Source organism: Streptomyces sp. NPDC045287 (genome assembly GCF_056432325.1).
The window spans coordinates 695,980-711,636 of record NZ_JBWKJG010000001.1; the positions used below are offsets into that span (position 1 = coordinate 695,980).

At 74.7% G+C, this 15,657-nt stretch carries 16 protein-coding genes and 1 riboswitch; of the genes, 8 read left to right on the plus strand and 8 right to left on the minus strand.

All coding sequences use genetic code 11. From position 1 onward, the window contains the following. Nucleotides 1-3 precede the first annotated feature (3 nt). The 3 genes from macS (at nt 4) to AC07D6_RS03070 (ending at nt 3,016) form a co-directional block, all read left to right on the plus strand. The gene (gene macS, locus AC07D6_RS03060) at nt 4-1,236 is read left to right on the plus strand and encodes a MacS family sensor histidine kinase (protein ID WP_479041448.1); all 1,233 of its coding nucleotides are present in this window, start codon (nt 4-6) and stop codon (nt 1,234-1,236) included. Next, a complete protein-coding gene (locus tag AC07D6_RS03065; protein WP_315879628.1) occupies nt 1,233-1,907 on the plus strand; it encodes a response regulator in 675 nt (224 codons plus the stop codon). The genes macS and AC07D6_RS03065 overlap by 4 nt, the downstream gene beginning before the upstream one ends. A 113-nt stretch (nt 1,908-2,020) precedes the next feature. Next, nucleotides 2,021-3,016 (plus strand): 2-hydroxyacid dehydrogenase, encoded by a 996-nt coding sequence (locus AC07D6_RS03070; RefSeq protein ID WP_479041450.1) that lies wholly within the window; start codon nt 2,021-2,023, stop codon nt 3,014-3,016. On the opposite strand, the gene AC07D6_RS03075 is transcribed toward AC07D6_RS03070, so the two are convergent. Together AC07D6_RS03075 and AC07D6_RS03080 are read right to left on the minus strand one after the other, a co-directional pair. Next, the gene (locus AC07D6_RS03075) at nt 2,968-4,863 is read right to left on the minus strand and encodes an anthranilate synthase family protein (RefSeq protein WP_479041452.1); all 1,896 of its coding nucleotides are present in this window, start codon (nt 4,861-4,863) and stop codon (nt 2,968-2,970) included. The genes AC07D6_RS03070 and AC07D6_RS03075 overlap by 49 nt on opposite strands. A gap of 93 nt (nt 4,864-4,956) precedes the next feature. Beyond that, nucleotides 4,957-5,013, minus strand: coding sequence for a trp operon leader peptide (locus AC07D6_RS03080; RefSeq protein ID WP_391653854.1), 57 nt, complete (start codon nt 5,011-5,013; stop codon nt 4,957-4,959). Between the two features lie 156 nt (nt 5,014-5,169). Here AC07D6_RS03080 and AC07D6_RS03085 point away from each other — a divergent pair, with 156 nt between their 5' ends. Together AC07D6_RS03085 and AC07D6_RS03090 are read left to right on the plus strand one after the other, a co-directional pair. Next, nucleotides 5,170-6,525 carry a class II 3-deoxy-7-phosphoheptulonate synthase gene (locus AC07D6_RS03085; protein WP_479041454.1) on the plus strand — a complete coding sequence of 452 codons (1,356 nt, stop codon included), beginning with the start codon at nt 5,170-5,172 and terminating at the stop codon, nt 6,523-6,525. Between the two features lie 183 nt (nt 6,526-6,708). Next, nucleotides 6,709-6,990: a (2Fe-2S)-binding protein gene (locus AC07D6_RS03090; protein ID WP_479041455.1), complete on the plus strand. Its 282-nt coding sequence runs from the start codon at nt 6,709-6,711 to the stop codon at nt 6,988-6,990. A gap of 39 nt (nt 6,991-7,029) precedes the next feature. Here the strand turns inward: AC07D6_RS03090 and bfr are convergent, their stop codons facing one another. Next, complete coding sequence (gene bfr, locus AC07D6_RS03095; RefSeq protein WP_315879632.1) at nt 7,030-7,509, minus strand: bacterioferritin; 480 nt, start codon at nt 7,507-7,509, stop codon at nt 7,030-7,032. 155 nt (nt 7,510-7,664) lie between these two features. Between bfr and AC07D6_RS03100 the strand changes: the two genes are divergently transcribed. After that, complete coding sequence (locus tag AC07D6_RS03100) at nt 7,665-8,297, plus strand: sulfite oxidase-like oxidoreductase (RefSeq protein WP_315879633.1); 633 nt, start codon at nt 7,665-7,667, stop codon at nt 8,295-8,297. Between the two features lie 61 nt (nt 8,298-8,358). Here AC07D6_RS03100 and AC07D6_RS03105 read toward each other — a convergent pair whose 3' ends face one another. From AC07D6_RS03105 to thiO, 5 genes are all read right to left on the minus strand, one after another. Beyond that, a complete protein-coding gene (locus tag AC07D6_RS03105) occupies nt 8,359-9,261 on the minus strand; it encodes a deoxyribonuclease IV (RefSeq protein ID WP_315879634.1) in 903 nt (300 codons plus the stop codon). Between the two features lie 6 nt (nt 9,262-9,267). Then, nucleotides 9,268-11,256, minus strand: coding sequence for a Stk1 family PASTA domain-containing Ser/Thr kinase (gene pknB / locus AC07D6_RS03110; RefSeq protein WP_479041458.1), 1,989 nt, complete (start codon nt 11,254-11,256; stop codon nt 9,268-9,270). Between the two features lie 94 nt (nt 11,257-11,350). Further along, complete coding sequence (locus AC07D6_RS03115; RefSeq protein WP_479041460.1) at nt 11,351-12,145, minus strand: thiazole synthase; 795 nt, start codon at nt 12,143-12,145, stop codon at nt 11,351-11,353. 3 nt (nt 12,146-12,148) lie between these two features. Further along, nucleotides 12,149-12,373: a sulfur carrier protein ThiS gene (gene thiS, locus AC07D6_RS03120; protein ID WP_315879637.1), complete on the minus strand. Its 225-nt coding sequence runs from the start codon at nt 12,371-12,373 to the stop codon at nt 12,149-12,151. Then, nucleotides 12,370-13,521, minus strand: a complete 1,152-nt coding sequence (thiO, locus tag AC07D6_RS03125; RefSeq protein WP_479041462.1) for a glycine oxidase ThiO — start codon at nt 13,519-13,521, stop codon at nt 12,370-12,372. The genes thiS and thiO overlap by 4 nt, the downstream gene beginning before the upstream one ends. Next, nucleotides 13,519-13,630: riboswitch (TPP riboswitch) on the minus strand. (Overlaps the previous gene by 3 nt.) Nucleotides 13,631-13,857: 227 nt before the next feature. On the opposite strand from thiO, the gene AC07D6_RS03130 reads away from it, so the two are divergent. Together AC07D6_RS03130 and AC07D6_RS03135 are read left to right on the plus strand one after the other, a co-directional pair. Then, nucleotides 13,858-15,045, plus strand: a complete 1,188-nt coding sequence (locus tag AC07D6_RS03130) for an NAD(P)/FAD-dependent oxidoreductase (protein ID WP_479041582.1) — start codon at nt 13,858-13,860, stop codon at nt 15,043-15,045. 92 nt (nt 15,046-15,137) lie between these two features. Beyond that, complete coding sequence (locus AC07D6_RS03135) at nt 15,138-15,503, plus strand: Rv2175c family DNA-binding protein (protein ID WP_315879639.1); 366 nt, start codon at nt 15,138-15,140, stop codon at nt 15,501-15,503. Nucleotides 15,504-15,657 lie beyond the last annotated feature (154 nt).

The window sequence follows — 15,657 nt, forward strand, 5'->3', positions numbered from 1 at the left end:
GAGATGGCCGGGCGCGAGCGGGTGGTCCGCATGTCCGTGGAGCAGCCGCTGTGGCGCGCGCTCACCGCGTACCGCGTCCTCACCACGGTCTACGCGGACCTCCTCTTCGCGGTCAACCGCGGCGACTTCGAACGGCCGTGGATCGCCGCCGGCTTCCTCGCCGCGATGACCGGGTGGACGCTGGCGACCCTGCCGAAGGTGTCCGCAGCCGCCCGCTGCACCAAGCGGTTCCTCGCCGTCGACCTGGCCCTCGCGCTGACGGGCATCCTGCTCACCCCGTTCGCCGACAGCCACGCCCAGCTCCAGGACGGCCCCACGCTGCCCGGCATCTGGACGGCGGGCGCGGTCCTCGCCTACGCGATCAAGGGCGGCTGGCGCTGGGCCGGCTTCGCGTCCTCGCTGGTCGCCGTCGCCAACATCGTCGAGCGCGGCGAGCCCAGCCGCGACACGCTCCACAACGTGCTGCTCGTCTGGGTGGCGTCCATCGCGATCGGCTACGTCGTCGAGGTCGCCCGCGCCTCCGAGCGGACGCTCGCCCGGGCGCTGGAGATCGAGGCCGCCACCCGCGAGCGGGAGCGGCTGGCCCGCGACATCCACGACTCGGTCCTCCAGGTGCTGGCCATGGTGCAGCGCCGCGGCACCGCCCTGGGCGGCGAGGCGGCCGAGCTGGGCCGGATGGCGGGGGAGCAGGAGGTCGCCCTGCGCACCCTGGTCGCCGGGGGCCTCGGGCGGCCCTCCCGCCTCTGGGAGGACGCCTCGCGGGGGGCCGTCGTCCGCCCGGCCGACGGGTCCGGTGGGTCCGGTGGGTCCGGTGGGTCCGGCGAGGGCGACGGTGGCGGGCAGGACCTGCGGACCCTCCTGGCCCCGCACGCCGGCTCCCGCGTCACGTTCGCCGAACCGGGCGCCCCGGTCATGCTGCCGCGCCCGGTGGCCGCCGAGCTGGCGGCCGCCGTCGGCGCCGCCCTGGACAACGTGCGCAGGCACGCGGGGCCCGGCGCCCGGGCGTGGATACTCGTCGAGGACTGGCCCGACGAGGTCGTCGTGACCGTGCGCGACGACGGCCCGGGCATCCCCGACGGGCGCCTCGCCGAGGCGGAGGGCGAGGGACGGCTCGGCGTCGCCCAGTCCATCCGCGGCAGGCTGCGGGACCTGGGCGGGACGGCGGAGCTGGTCTCGGTGCCCGGCCAGGGCACGGAAGTCGAGTTGAAGGTCCCCCGGGGAAAGGCGAGGCGATGACGGAACGGCCGATCAAGGTGATGGTGGTCGACGACCACCCGATGTGGCGGGACGCCGTCGCCCGCGACCTGGCCGAGGCCGGGTTCGACGTGGTCGCCACGGCCGGCGACGGCGACCAGGCCGTACGCCGCGCCCGCGCCACCTCCCCCGACGTGCTGGTCCTCGACCTGAACCTGCCGGGCAGGCCCGGCGTCGAGGTCTGCAAGGAGCTCGTCGCCGGCGGCGACCTGCCCGTACGGGTCCTGGTGCTCTCCGCGAGCGGCGAGCACGCCGACGTCCTGGAGGCCGTGAAGTCCGGCGCCACGGGGTACCTGCTGAAGTCCGCCAGCACCGCCGACCTCCTGGACGCGGTGCGGCGCACGGCCGCCGGCGACGCGGTGTTCACGCCCGGCCTCGCCGGCCTGGTGCTCGGCGAGTACCGCCGCCTGGCCGCCGAGCCCGCGCCGGCCCGGGGCGCCGCCGAGCCCGGCGCCCCCCGCCTGACCGACCGCGAGACGGAGGTGCTCCGCCTGGTGGCGAAGGGCCTCAGCTACAAGCAGATCGCCGAACGGCTCGTCATCTCCCACCGCACGGTCCAGAACCACGTCCAGAACACCCTGGGCAAGCTCCAGCTCCACAACCGCGTCGAGCTGGTCCGCTACGCCATAGAGCGCGGCCTGGACGACGCCTGATCCCGAAGTCCCTCCCGGCGCGCCCGCCCCGGCCCGGGCGGGCGCGCCGGGAGGGCGGGGGCGGGCGCGGAGCCGTATATTCACGGTGACCGCACCGACCAGCGGGAGGCACCGTGGACGTCCTGGCCTTCGGCGTGCAGGCCGACGAGAAGCCCCTCCTGGAGCGCGCCTTCGCGGGCCGCCACGACCTCCGCTGCCTGGACGTCTTCCTGACGGAGGACACCGCCCCCCTCGCCGCAGGCCACGAGGCCGTCTCCACCAGCGTCAACGCCGACCTCGGCGCCCGCGTGCTGCGCGTCCTCGCCGAAGGCGGCACCCGGATGGTCGCCCAGCGCTCCACCGGCTTCAACAACATCGACCTGGACGTCGCCCGCGACCTCGGGCTGACCGTGGCCCGCGTGTCGTACTACTCGCCGTACGCGGTCGCCGAGTTCGCGTGGACGCTCGCCATGGCGGTGAACCGCCGCATCGTCCGCGCCGCCCACCGCACCCGCGACTTCGACTTCCGCCTCGACGGCCTCCTCGGCCGCGACATGCGGGGCCGCACCGCCGGCGTGCTCGGCACCGGCAAGATCGGTGAGGCGTTCGCCCGGATCGCGCACGGCTTCGGCATGCGCCTCCTCGGCTGGGACCTGGCGGAGAACCCGGCCTGCCTGGACCTCGGCATGGAGTACGTCGGGAAGGACGAGCTCCTCGCCTCCTCCGACCTCGTCAGCCTGCACGTCCCGCTGACGTCCGGAACCCGGCACCTCCTCGACGCGTCCGCCCTCGCCTCGATGAAGGACGACGCCATCCTGGTGAACTCCAGCCGGGGCGGCCTCGTCGACACCGACGCCCTCGTCGCCGAGCTGCGCGCCGGGCGGTTCGCGGGCGTCGGTCTCGACGTCTACGAGTCGGAGGCCGGGCTGTTCTACCTCGACAAGTCGATCGAGGGCGTCGACGACGACACCCTGGCCCGGCTGATGACCTTCCCGAACGTGCTGGTCACCAGCCACCAGGCGTACTACACCGCCGAGGCGGTGGGGGAGATCGTCGAGGCGACGCTGCGGAACGTCACGGACTACGCCGAGGGCCGCCGCAACGAGAACGTGCTGGTCCCCGCCGGCTGACCCAGCAGGCCCCGCACGATCGCGGGGCCGTTCAGCGTGAGCACCGACTCGGGGTGGAACTGCACCCCGGCGAAGCCGTCGCCGCGCAGCGCGTGCACCTCCCCGGTCAGCGGGTCGCGGCTCACCTCCACCCCGCGCGCCGCCAGCCGCCCGGCCGCCGCGTCGTCGCAGCGGGCGGTGAAGCTGTTGTAGAAGCCGACCGTCTCCCGCGCCCCGAACAGGTCGACCTCCACCTGCGCGCCCTGGAACGGGGTCCGCTTCCGCACGATCTCCAGGCCCAGCTCCGCCGCGATCAGCTCGTGGCCCAGGCAGACGCCGAGCAGCGGGCGGTGCGGGCCGCCCAGCAGCTCCGCGGCGAGGCCCCGCAGCAGCCGCATCCTCGGGTCGCCGTCGCGCGGGTCGCCCGGCCCGGGGCCCAGGACCACCGGCCCGGCGTGCGCCAGTGCGGCCTCCCGCAGCCCCGGCTCGTCGAACCGCCGCACCGTCACCTCCAGCCCGCAGGAGCCGAGCAGGTGCGCCAGCATCGACGTGAACGTGTCCTCCCCGTCGATCACGAGGACGTGCCCGGCCCGCTCCGCGGCCCGTTCCTGCATCCGCAGCCAGAACGGCGCCAGGTCCGCGCGGCGGGCGTCCAGCGCCGCCCGCACCCGCGGGTCGTCGGCGAGCCGCGGGACCGGGGCCGCCCCGTCGTACGGTCGCCCCGGGCGCACCCCGAGCGCCGCCAGCACGCCCGCCGCCTTGGCGTGGGTCTCCGCGACCTCGCCCTCCGGGTCGGAGTGCCGCACCAGCGTCGCCCCGACCGGCACCCGCAGCCGGCCCCCGGCGTCGATGTCGGCGGTGCGGATCAGGATGGGCGAGTCCAGCGTCTGCGCGCCGCCGGCGTCCGTGCCGAGCAGCGCGAGCGCGCCCGCGTAGTAGCCGCGCCCGCCCTGCTCGTGGCGCTCGATGACCCGGCAGGCGTTCTGCACCGGCGACCCGGTGACCGTCGCCGCGAACATCGTCTCCCGCAGCACCTCGCGCACGTCCAGCGTCGACCGCCCGCGCAGCTCGTACTCGGTGTGGGCGAGGTGCGCCATCTCCTTCAGCCGGGGCCCGACCACGACACCGCCCATGTCGCCGACGGCGCACATCATCTTCAGCTCCTCGTCGACGACCATCGACAGCTCGTCGGTCTCCTTGCGGCTGGCGAGGAACGTCAGCAGGTCCTCCGGGGTCGGCCCGTCGGCCGGATAGCGGTACGTGCCGCTGATCGGGTTCATCACGACCGTGCCGCCGGACATCCGCACGTGGACCTCGGGGCTCGCCCCGACCAGGGTGCGGTCGCCGGTGTGGACGACGAACGTCCAGTACGCGCCCCGCTCACCGGCCAGCAGCCGCCGGAACAGCGCCAGCGCGTCCGCCCGGCCGAAGCCCGGCACGCGCCCGCGGTAGGTGCGGCGGATGACGAAGTTGGCGCCCTCGCCGCGGCCGATCTCGTCGTCGATCACGCGCCGCACGATCCGCGCGTAGGCGTCGTCCGGCACGTCGAACCCGCCGTCCTCCACCCGCACGTCGTGGGCGGGCAACTGGTCCAGGGCGTCGGCGAGCGGCAGCTCGTACGTCTCGTCGGCGACCAGGACGGACAGCGGCGTCCCGTCGTCGCGGACGTCGAAGCCGCGCTCCCGGAGCTGCCGGAACGGCACGAGGGCCAGCGCGGGCCGCTCCCCGACGGGCAGGTCGGCCAGCCGCTCCACCTCGTGGACCTCGCCGACGAGCACCTCGACGGTGTCGTGGTCGCGGCCGGGCGTGCGGCGGCGGAGCAGGGCGAACGCAGGGCGGTTCGGGTCGAGCAGGTGTCCGAGGTCCATCCGTGGTGTTCCTTCCGTGTGGGGAGGAACGGCCCGGAGAACGAGAGAAGGCCGCCCCTCGGGCGGCCTTCGCGTGTCGTGTACGCGCGTCGATCAGCGGGCCGCCGGATGAGCGGTCCACCACCAGTGCTTGGTCGTCGGCGCGAACATGGCGCCGACCCTAGCGCATCCGCCCGCGCCGCCGCAGGCCGTTGCGGGAAGCGGGACGGACCGCCGCCCGGCGCCGCGCCGCGGCCGGAGGAAGGGGCCGTCTCACTTTCTGATCCCGTATGTGGACGCCTGTCCGGAGCGCGTAATGTTGTCGAGGTGACCGTGAACGCTGACACCCACGCCGTCGCCGCCAAGGCGACCTGGCGAGACCTGCCCGCGGCGCAGCAGCCCGAGTACCCGGATGCCGAGGCTCTGCGCGATGTGATCGCCGACCTCGAGGCGTATCCGCCGCTCGTCTTCGCCGGAGAGTGCGACCAGCTGCGCGCCCGGATGGGGGCCGTCGCCCGGGGCGAGGCGTTCCTCCTCCAGGGCGGCGACTGCGCGGAGTCCTTCGACGCCGTGGGCGCCGAGGACATCCGGGCCAAGCTGAAGACGCTCCTCCAGATGGGCGCCGTGCTGACGTACGCCGCCTCCGTGCCCGTCGTGAAGGTGGGCCGGATCGCCGGCCAGTACTCGAAGCCGCGCTCCAAGCCCACCGAGACCCGCGACGGGGTGACCCTGCCGACGTACCGCGGCGACTCCGTCAACGGCTTCGACTTCACCGAAGAGGCCCGCGTCCCCGACCCGCAGCGGCTGAAGCGCATGTACCAGGCGTCCGCCTCGACGCTGAACCTGGTCCGCGCCTTCACCACCGGCGGCTACGCCGACCTGCGCCAGGTGCACGCCTGGAACCAGGACTTCGTGAAGTCGTCCCCGTCCGGCCAGCGGTACGAGCAGCTGGCCCGCGAGATCGACAACGCCCTCAACTTCATGAAGGCGTGCGGCACGGACCCGGCCGAGTTCCGCACGGTCGAGTTCTTCGCCTCCCACGAGGCGCTGCTCCTCGACTACGAGTCGGCGCTGACCCGGATCGACTCGCGGACCGGCGACCTGTACGACACGTCGGGCCACATGCTGTGGATCGGCGAGCGCACGCGGCAGCTGGACCACGCGCACATCGAGTTCGCGTCCAAGATCCGCAACCCGATCGGCATCAAGCTCGGCCCGACCACGACGGTCGACGAGGCGCTCACCTACATCGACCGCCTGGACCCGGAGCGCGAGCCGGGCCGGCTGACCTTCATCGTCCGCATGGGCGCCGACAAGGTCCGCGACCGGCTCCCGGGGCTGGTCGAGAAGGTCACGGCCTCGGGCGCGGTCGTCGCCTGGGTCACCGACCCGATGCACGGCAACACCTTCGAGGCGGCCTCCGGCCACAAGACGCGCCGCTTCGACGACGTCCTGGACGAGGTCAAGGGCTTCTTCGAGGTCCACAAGGCGCTCGGTACGCACCCGGGCGGCATCCACGTCGAGCTGACCGGCGACGACGTCACCGAGTGCGTGGGCGGCGGCGACGAGATCTTCGTCGACGACCTGCACCAGCGGTACGAGACGGCCTGCGATCCGCGGCTCAACCGCAGCCAGTCGCTCGACCTCGCGTTCCTGGTGGCGGAGATGTACCGGGACCAGTGAGCGAGGAGCGCTGATTCCGGCTGGAAACGGCCGTGGCACGTGCGTGGGGCGTGGATCCGTGTGATCCGCGCCCCACCGCCTTTTCCGGGGACGCCCCGGGCTTTCGCGCACCGCACCCTATGAGTAAGGTTAGGTAAGCCTCACCGAACAAGCGGGGGGCTTCGGCTCGTGACCTGCAGGGAGGTGACCCGCGTGTACGTGTGCTCGTGCTTCGGCATCACCGAGAAGCAGGTCAAGGAACACGCGGACGCCGGGGCCTGCACCCCGCGCCAGATCGCCTCGGCCTGCAAGGCGGGCACCGACTGCGGCTCCTGCGTACGGCGCATCCAGGCCCTTCTCGGCCGGGGCGCCTGCCCGCGGCGCCGGCTGCTGGACCAGGGCGAGCCGGCCCTCTCCGAGCTGCCCGCGGCGCCGGCCCCCGCAACGCCGTCCGGCGCGCTCCAGGACCTCTCCCAGGTCGCCTGAGCCCCGCCCGGGGTCCCGGCGGCCCCGGCCCCTCGCGGCCTAGCCCTCCGGCTGCTCGACGACGGTCGCCAGGTACAGCGACTCGCCGAGCTTCTGCACCAGCTCCAGTTGCGTGTCGAGGTAGTCGATGTGGTGCTCCTCGTCGGCGAGGATCGACTCGAAGATGTTGGCCGAGGTGATGTCGCCCTTGTTGCGCATCACCTCGATGCCGCGCCGCAGCCGGTCGATCGCCTCGACCTCGACCTCGCGGTCCGCGTGGAACATCTCCGTCACCGTCTGGCCCACGCGGACGTGGAACAGCCGCTGGTAGTTGGGCAGGCCCTCCAGGAAGAGGATCCGGTCCGTGAGCACCTCGGCGTGCTTCATCTCGTCGAAGGACTCCGCGCGGGTGTACTTCGCGAGCTTCGTCCATCCGAAGTTCTCCTGCATCTTCGCGTGCAGGAAGTACTGGTTGATGGCGGTCAGTTCGGCGGTGAGCTGCTCGTTGAGGAACTCGATGACCTCGGGGTCGCCCTGCATCGCAGAGGCTCCTTCCGCGTGTGTGAAGGGGCGGGATGCGCGCATCCTCGCACCACGAGAGGGGGCCGTCCAGTAAGTGGAGGCTTAGTAGGACTTGCCCGATTCGATCCCGGACCCGGTCGTCACCACCCCTCCCGGTCTGTCACCATTGAGGCATGGGTCAGCCGGAGAGCGGAGAACACCGGGCGGCGAGGGAGTCCGCGCTTCCGCCGGGACAGCGCCTGCAACGCGGTTGGCCGGTCACCCACTACGGGCCCGTCCCCAAGTTCCGGCCCGAGCGCTGGGAGTTCCGCGTCTTCGGAGCCACGGCGGACGGCGGGAAGCACTGCTGGAACCACGAGGAGTTCACCGCGCTCCCGTTCTCCACCGTCGTCGCCGATCTGCACTGCGTCACGAAATTCAGCATGGTCGGGGCCGAATGGGGGGGCGTGCCCGCGCGCACGGTGCTGGAGCTGGCGCCGCCGGCCCCCGACGTCAGCCACGTGATGGTGTGGGCCGAATACGGCTTCAGCGCCAACATGCGGCTGTCGGACTTCGCCTCCGAGCACGCCATCTTCGCCACCCACAAGGACGGCGAGCTGCTCACCGCGGAGCACGGCTTCCCGCTCCGGCTGATCGTGCCCCACCTGTACGCCTGGAAGGGCCCCAAATGGGTCCGCGGCGTCGAGTACATGACCGCCGACCGCCGCGGTTTCTGGGAGGAGCGCGGCTACCACAACATCGGCGACCCGTGGGCCGAGCAGCGCTACTCGTACCAGGAGGAGCCGGGCGACGGCCCGGAGCTCTGACCCCGGGACCCGGCCCGGCCGGCCGCCCCGGAGCCGCGTACCCGGGGGGTAGGGATCGAGGTCAGGGCCGGGGCGTCGCCCGCAGGGACTTCAGCCGTGCCACGTCCTCGGCGTGCCGCTCCTTGCCGCCCGGCGTCTCGATGACCAGCGGCACGCCCTCCGTGGCGGGGTGGCGCATCAGCTCCCGGAAGGGCTCCTCGCCGATGTGACCGGCGCCGATGTTGGCGTGCCGGTCCCGGTGGGCCCCGACCGCCTCCTGGGAGTCGTTGGCGTGGATCAGCTTCAGCCGCCCCTCGCCGACCGTCTCCACCAGCAGGTCCAGCGTCTTGCGCATCCCGTTGGCCCCGGTCAGGTCGTGACCGGCGGCGAAGACGTGGCAGGTGTCCAGGCAGACGCCGAGCTTGGGGTGGGCGTCGAGCGCCTCGAAGTACGGCCCGAAGTCCCAGGTCCGCGAGCAGAGCGACGAGCCCTGCCCGGCCGTCGACTCCAGCAGCAGGAACGGGTCGTCGTCGTGGGTGAGCTCGTCCAGCAGCGGCAGCATCCGCTCCCGTACCTGCGCGAGCGCCTCCGCGCGGGGCCGCCCGCCCGTCGCCGAGCCGGTGTGGACGACGACGCCCAGGGCGCCGATGGCGCGGGCCCGGCGCAGCGAGTGGCGCAGGGACTCCACCGACCGCTCGACGGTGGCCTCGGTGTGCGAGCCGAAGTTGATCAGGTACGGGGCGTGGACGTACACGGGTATGTCCTCGGCGGCGCACCGGTCGCGGAACATCTCGTCCTGCGCAGGGTTGCCGGCCGGGGTGGCCCAGCCGCGCGGGTTGGCGACGAAGACCTGGACGGCCTCGGCGCCGATCGCGCGGGCGGCGGCGAGACCGGTGGTGGCCAGACCGCCGGCCACGGGGACGTGGCCGCCGACGGGGCGGAGCGACCGCCCCGGGCGGGCGGGGTCGAGGACTCGGGGGAGCATGGGGGGTCAGATTCCCTTGGTCTTGATGGTGATCGTGCTGCCCTCGGGGGCGGTGCGGCCGCCGGGCACGGACTGGGCGTCGACGGTGTCGCCGAGGTACGGGAACGACCTCTCGACCTTCACCTCGAAGCCCGCCGCCTCCAGCTTCCGCGTGGCGTCCTCGACGTTCTCGCCCGTCACGTCCGGTACGGGGACCTTGCGCGGGCCCTTGGAGAGCGTGAGCGTCACGGTCTCGCCCTCGGCTGCGCGGGCGCCCGCCGGGAGGGACTGGGCGGCGACCGCGCCGGCGGGGTGCGGGGCGTGGACGCGCTCCTCGGCGACCTCCACCCTGAACCCGGCGTCCGTCAGCGCGTCGCGGGCCTCCTCCAGCGGCCGTCCGACGGCGGCCGGGACGTCGATGGGGACGCCCTTGCTGACGACCAGCGCCACGGCGGCGTCCGGCGACCGCTCGGTGCCGGCCGGCGGGTCGCTGTCGATGACCGAGCCCTTCGCCACCTCGCCGTCGAACTCCTCGGTGACGACGCCCGCCGCGAGCCCCGCCCGGCGCAACTGCTCCTTCGCGGCGGCCAGCGGCCGGCCCTTCAGCTCCGGCACCTTCACGATCTCCGGGCCGCGCGAGATGACGAGGTCCACCGAGTCGTTGCCGCGGATGCGCTCGCCGGGCGCCGGGTCCGTGGCCATGACCGTGCCCCGCTCGTACGCGCTGCTGAACTCCTCGCGCGTCGAGCCGACGTCGAGGCCCTCGTCCGCGAGCCGCCGCTCGGCGTCCGCCCGGGTCTTGCCGAGCACCCCGGTGGTCGGGACGTGGGTGAACTGGCCCGAGTTGATGTACCAGACGCCGGCGCCGAGCCCGAGGACCAGCAGCACGGCCGCCAGGACCGCCGCGGCGCCCCGCCGCGGACCGGCGGCCGGGACCGGGGCGCCGCGGCGGCGCCCGGCGGGTTCGGCGGGCGCCGCGGGGCGCGGCTGCGGCCGCGTACCGGACTGCGGCGGCACCTCCAGCCGGCTCGTGCGCTCCGCGCCCCCGGCCGGGGGCAGCGGGCGGGGGATGACGCTCGTCACGTCCTCGGGCCCGGCCTCCGCCCCCCGCCGCGCCGCGTCCGCGCGGTCCTCGCCGCGCGCGCCCGGCGGCACCAGGTCCAGTTGCGCGTCGCCGAGCGCGGCCCGGGCGGCGCGGGTCAGGGAGAGCAGCGCCACGGCGTCGCGCGGGCGTGCGGTGGCGTCCCGCGCCGTGGCGGCGGCCACGAGCGCGTCCAGCTCGGGCGCGAGGCCGGGGGCGGCGGCCGAGGGGGCCGGGACGTCGTGGTTCAGGTGCCGGTAGAGGACCTGGGCGGGGGTGTCCCCGCCGTGCGGCTTGCCGCCGGTCAGCATCTCGTACAGGACGACCCCGCAGGCGTACACGTCGGTGCGGGTGTCGGCGGTGCCGTGCTCGATCTGCTCGGGCGCCAGGTACGACACGGTGCCCAGGACGGAGCCGGTCGTGTGGGTGGCCGTGCCGACCGCCCGGACGAGGCCGAAGTCGGCGACCTTGACCCGGCCGTCGTCGCCGACCAGGACGTTCTCCGGCTTCATGTCCCGGTGGACGAACCCGGCCCGGTGCGCCGCCCCGAGCGCGGCGAGCACCGGCTCCAGGACGTCCAGCGCCGCCCGCGGGGACAGCGCCCCGCGCTCGCGGAGCACGTCGCGCAGCGTGCAGCCGGCGACGTACTCCATCGCCAGGTACACGTACGGTCCGTCCGCGCCCTGGTCGAAGACGCCGACCACGTTCGGGTGGGAGAGCCGCGCCACGGACTTGGCCTCGCGGATGAACCGCTCCACGAACGACGCGTCGGCCGCCAGCGACGGGTGCATCACCTTCAGGGCGAGGTCACGGTCGAGGCGGGTGTCGACCGCCCGGTACACCGTGGCCATGCCACCGACGGCGACGCGCGCGTCGACCCGGTAGCGGCCGTCGAGCAGCCGGCCGACGAGCGGGTCGTGAAGGGTTGTGTCCACCCGCCCGAGTCTACGAGCCCCGGCGGACCCGTCCGTCGCCCCGTACACGACCGGCCCGCGGTGCGGCGCACCCGTCACGGGCGCGCCGCACCGCTCAGAAGGCGGGCCGCTCCGGGTCGAGGGCGGCGCGGCCCTCGACGGGGGAGGAGGCGTGCGCGAAGTGGCGGCGCGGGATGCGGCCGGCCCGGTGGGCGAGCCGCCCCGCCTCCACGGCGTGCCGCATCGCCTCCGCCATCAGCACCGGCTCCTGGGCCCGGGTCACCGCCGACGCCAGCATCACCGCGGCGCAGCCCAGCTCCATCGCCAGCGCCGCGTCCGACGCCGTCCCCGCGCCCGCGTCCAGGATCACCGGCACGCGCGCGTGCTCCACGATCAGCTGGAAGTTGTGCGGGTTGCGGATGCCGAGCCCCGACCCGATGGGCGACCCCAGCGGCATGATCGCCGCACAGCCCGCCTCCTCCAGCCTCCGCGCCAGGATCGGGTCGTCGTTGGTGTACGGCAGCACCGTGAAACCGTCGTCGACCAGCGTCTCCGCGGCGTCCAGCAGCTCGACCGGGTCGGGCAGCAGCGTCCGCTCGTCCGCCACGACCTCCAGCTTCACCCAGTCCGTACCGAGCGCTTCGCGCGCGAGGCGGGCCGTCAGCACGGCCTCGCCCGCCGTGAAGCACCCGGCCGTGTTCGGCAGGACGCGGATGCCCAGCCTGTCCAGCACGGACAGCACCGAGCCGTGGACGGTCGGGTCGATGCGCCGCATCGCGACGGTCGTCAGCTGCGTGCCGCTCGCCACGAGGGCCCGCTCCAGCACGTCGAGGCTCGGGGCCCCGCCCGTGCCCATGATCAGCCGGGAGTCGAAGGAGGTCCCGGCGATGGTGAGGCGGTCGTCGGCCACGGCTCAGCCCCCCTGCACCGCGGTGAGGACCTCGACCCGGTCGCCGTCGGCGAGGACGGTGGACGCCCACCCGCCGCGCGGGACGACCGTCTCGTTGACCGCCGCGGCCACCCCGGAGGGGGCCGTGGTCAACGTGGCCACCAGCGCGTCGAGGGTGACCGGGGCGGTGAGCTCGCGGGGCTCGCCGTTCACCGAGACGGTGACGGCGGCGCGTACCTGGTTCGTCATGACACTCCTACGGGGGCGAATCGGGCGGGCGTGAACGCGCGGGCGACCTCGGGCAGCTCCCCGGTCGTCAGCACGGCGGCCATCACGTCCCCGGTGACCGGGGTCAGCAGCACGCCGTTGCGGTGGTGGCCGGTCGCCAGGTGCAGGCCCGGCAGCGCGGACGGGCCCAGCAGCGGCGCGTTGTCGGGCGAGCCGGGCCGCAGCCCGGCGCGGGTCTCGGTGAGCGGCAGCTCGGTGATGCCCGGCACCAGCTCGTGGGCGTCGCGCAGCAGCTCGTACACCCCGCCCGCGGTGACCGTGGTGTCCCAGCCCATCTCCTCGCTCGTCGCGCCGACGACCAGCTCGCCGTTCTCGCGCGGCACCAGGTACACGTGGCCGCCCCGGACGACCGCCCGCACCGTCCGGCTCAGGAACGGCGTGTACGCCTCCGGCACCGACAGCCGCAGCACCTGCCCCTTCACCGGGCGCACCGGCGGCAGCACCTCCTCCGGTACGCCGCCCAGCCGGCCGCTCAGGCTCCCCGCCGCCAGCACCACCTGGTCCGCCACCGGCTCCGCGCCGTCCGAGAGGACCGCGCCCGCCGCCCGGCCCCGCACCACCGACAGCCGGTCGGCCCACGCGCGGTGGAAGACCACCCCGGCCCGCTCGCAGGCCAGCACCAGCGCCGCCGACAGCCGCCGCGGGTCGACCTGGTGGTCGCCGTCCACGCGCAGCCCGCCGCGCACGCAGGGCGCCAGCATCGGCTCCAGGCGCCGACACTCCCGTCCCGACAGCCACTCCGAGGCGAGCCCGCACCGCCGCTGCAGCGCGTGCAGCTCCCGCAGGTGGGCCCGGTCGTCGGCGTCCAGCGCCACGGCGAGCGTGCCGCTCGTGCGGAAGCCGACGTCCAGGCCGGTCGCCCCCTCCAGCTCGGCGACGAAGTCCGGGTAGCGCTCCGCGGAGGCCACGTTGAGGCCGAGGAGCGTCTCCTCGCCGTAGTGCAGCTCCGTGACCGCGGCGAGCATCCCCGCCGCCACCCGGGCGGCGCCGCCGCCCGGCTCCGGGTCCGCCACGGCGGTGCGCAGCCCGCGCTGCGCCGCCCGCCAGGCCGTGACCAGGCCGATGATCCCGCCCCCGATGACGAGGACGTCCGACGTACTCCGTGGCATGGGCGTCCAGCCCCTCCCTTCGCCGGCATGACCCGGATCAGGTTCGTACGGTCGGAGGCCGCCCAGCCTCCCTCTCAGCCCGGTGCGCCGGGCTCCCGCGATGTTCTGGCGTGGCCAGACTAACCCCACGCCCCGAACCCCGGTAAGGGAGCCCGGGCCCGGCCGCCGCGCTCTGGCGGATCAGCGGCGGATCCCCGGCGGAAGCGGCTTCCTGACGGTACGGCCGCTGCGTAAGGTGATCGCGTGAGCGAGCAGCAGCACGAGCAGCCGGGGCAGCGGTTCCCGGGACAGCAGCAGGGGCACGCGGCCGAAACCGGTTCCGCGGACGGGCGGCGCGTGGTCGTCGTCGGGGCCGGGATGGCCGGGGTGCAGACCGCCGTCGCCCTGCGCGAGCAGGGGTTCACCGGGTCGGTGCTGCTCCTGGGCGCCGAACCCCACCAGCCGTACGACAGGCCGCCGCTGTCCAAGGCGTACCTGCTCGGCACGGCCGAGGGCTCCGCCTTCGAAGTGGACTTCGAGTCGCTCGGCGTCGAGCTGCGCCTCGGCGTCGAGGTGACCGGGCTGCGCCCCGGCGACCACGAGGTCGACACGGAGGCCGGCCCCGTCCCGTACGACATGCTGGTCGTCGCGACCGGCGCCGCCCCCGTGGCGCTGCCCGGCTCCGAGGGCGTCCCCGGCGTCCACCTCCTGCGCACCCTGGACGACGCCGAGCGGCTGCGCCCGGTCCTCGCCGGGCAGCACGACGTGGTGGTCGTCGGCGCCGGCTGGATCGGCGCCGAGGTCGCCACCACCGCCCGGGAGGCGGGATGCGCGGTCACCGTCGTCGAGGCCGCCGGGCGGCCCCTCGCCGGCGCGCTGCCGGCCGAGGCCGCCGAGCCGATGGCCGCCTGGTACGGGGAGAACGGCGTCGAACTGCTGACCCACGCGCGCGTGGAGCGGATCGAGCCCGGCCGGGTCGTCCTCGCGGACGGCCGCGTCCTGCCCGCCGGAGCCGTCGTCGTGGGCATCGGCGCGCGGCCCGCGACCGGCTGGCTCCGCGGCTCCGGCGTGGCGCTGGGCCCGGACGGCTCGATCGTCGCCGACGACCACCTGCGCACCTCCGTGCCGGACGTGTACGCGGTCGGCGACTGCGCCTCCTTCCCCTCGGCCCGCTACGGGGCGCGGCTCCTCGTCCACCACTGGGACAACGCCCTGCAGGGGCCGCGCACGGTCGCCGCCGCCGTCGTGGGCGGGGAACCCCGGCCGTACGACCCGGTGCCGTACTTCTGGTCCGAGCAGTTCGGCCGCTTCGTGCAGTACGCCGGACACCACGCGTCCGCCGACACGACCGTCCGGCGCGGCGACCCCGCCGATCCGGCGTGGTCCCTGGCGTGGTTGCGGGACGGCGTCCTGGTGGCGCTGCTCGCGGTGGGCCGGCCGCGCGACCTGGCGCAGGGCCGGCGGCTCATCGAGGCCGGCACACCGGTCGACCCGGAGCTGGTCGCGGATCCGGCGGTGCCGCTGAAGTCCGCGGTCCGCGCCTGACGGAGGCGGCCGGGGCCCGTGGGCGACACGGGCCGTGGCCCGGACGGCGGGCCCGGCTACCGGCTGTCAGCGCGGGATGGCAGGCTTGTCGTGTGACCGAGATTGACACGAAGATCGACGCGCTCGTCCCTGCCTGGCTGTACCTCCCCGACATCGCCGAGCTGCTCGGCGTCGAAGTGACGCGGGTGCGCCAGCTCGTCAAGGAGGGCCAGCTGATCGCCGTGCGCCGCGGTGAGAACCGGGCGCTGCAGGTGCCCGCCGCCTTCATCAAGGACGGCAAGGTCGTCAAGGGCCTCTCCGGCACCCTGACGCTGCTGAGGGACGACGGCTTCACCGACGAGGAAATGCTGGAGTGGCTCTTCACGCCGGACCCGTCCCTGCCGGGCACGCCCGCGCAGGCCCTGGCGGAGAACCGCGGCACGGAGGTGAAGCGCCGCGCCCAGGCGCTCGCCGTCTGAGACCGAAAGCCACCGCACCGACACCCGGCGGCGGGGGGGGGGGGGGGGGGGGGGGGCGGCCCCCCCCCCCCCCGCCCCCGCCCCCGCCCCCCCCCCCCCCGCCGCCTCGCCCCCCACCACACCCCCAGACGCCCGCACGCCGCGGGCCAGAGGG

Bases quoted from the DNA above. Each gene is read 5' to 3' on its own strand.
- macS (WP_479041448.1), top strand. From the start codon at position 4: ATGGCCGGGCGCGAGCGGGTGGTCCGCATGTCCGTGGAGCAGCCGCTG.
- AC07D6_RS03065 (WP_315879628.1), top strand. From the start codon at position 1,233: ATGACGGAACGGCCGATCAAGGTGATGGTGGTCGACGACCACCCGATG.
- AC07D6_RS03075 (WP_479041452.1), bottom strand. From the start codon at position 4,863: ATGGACCTCGGACACCTGCTCGACCCGAACCGCCCTGCGTTCGCCCTG.
- bfr (WP_315879632.1), bottom strand. From the start codon at position 7,509: ATGCAGGGCGACCCCGAGGTCATCGAGTTCCTCAACGAGCAGCTCACC.
- AC07D6_RS03100 (WP_315879633.1), top strand. From the start codon at position 7,665: ATGGGTCAGCCGGAGAGCGGAGAACACCGGGCGGCGAGGGAGTCCGCG.
- AC07D6_RS03105 (WP_315879634.1), bottom strand. From the start codon at position 9,261: ATGCTCCCCCGAGTCCTCGACCCCGCCCGCCCGGGGCGGTCGCTCCGC.
- thiS (WP_315879637.1), bottom strand. From the start codon at position 12,373: ATGACGAACCAGGTACGCGCCGCCGTCACCGTCTCGGTGAACGGCGAG.
- thiO (WP_479041462.1), bottom strand. From the start codon at position 13,521: ATGCCACGGAGTACGTCGGACGTCCTCGTCATCGGGGGCGGGATCATC.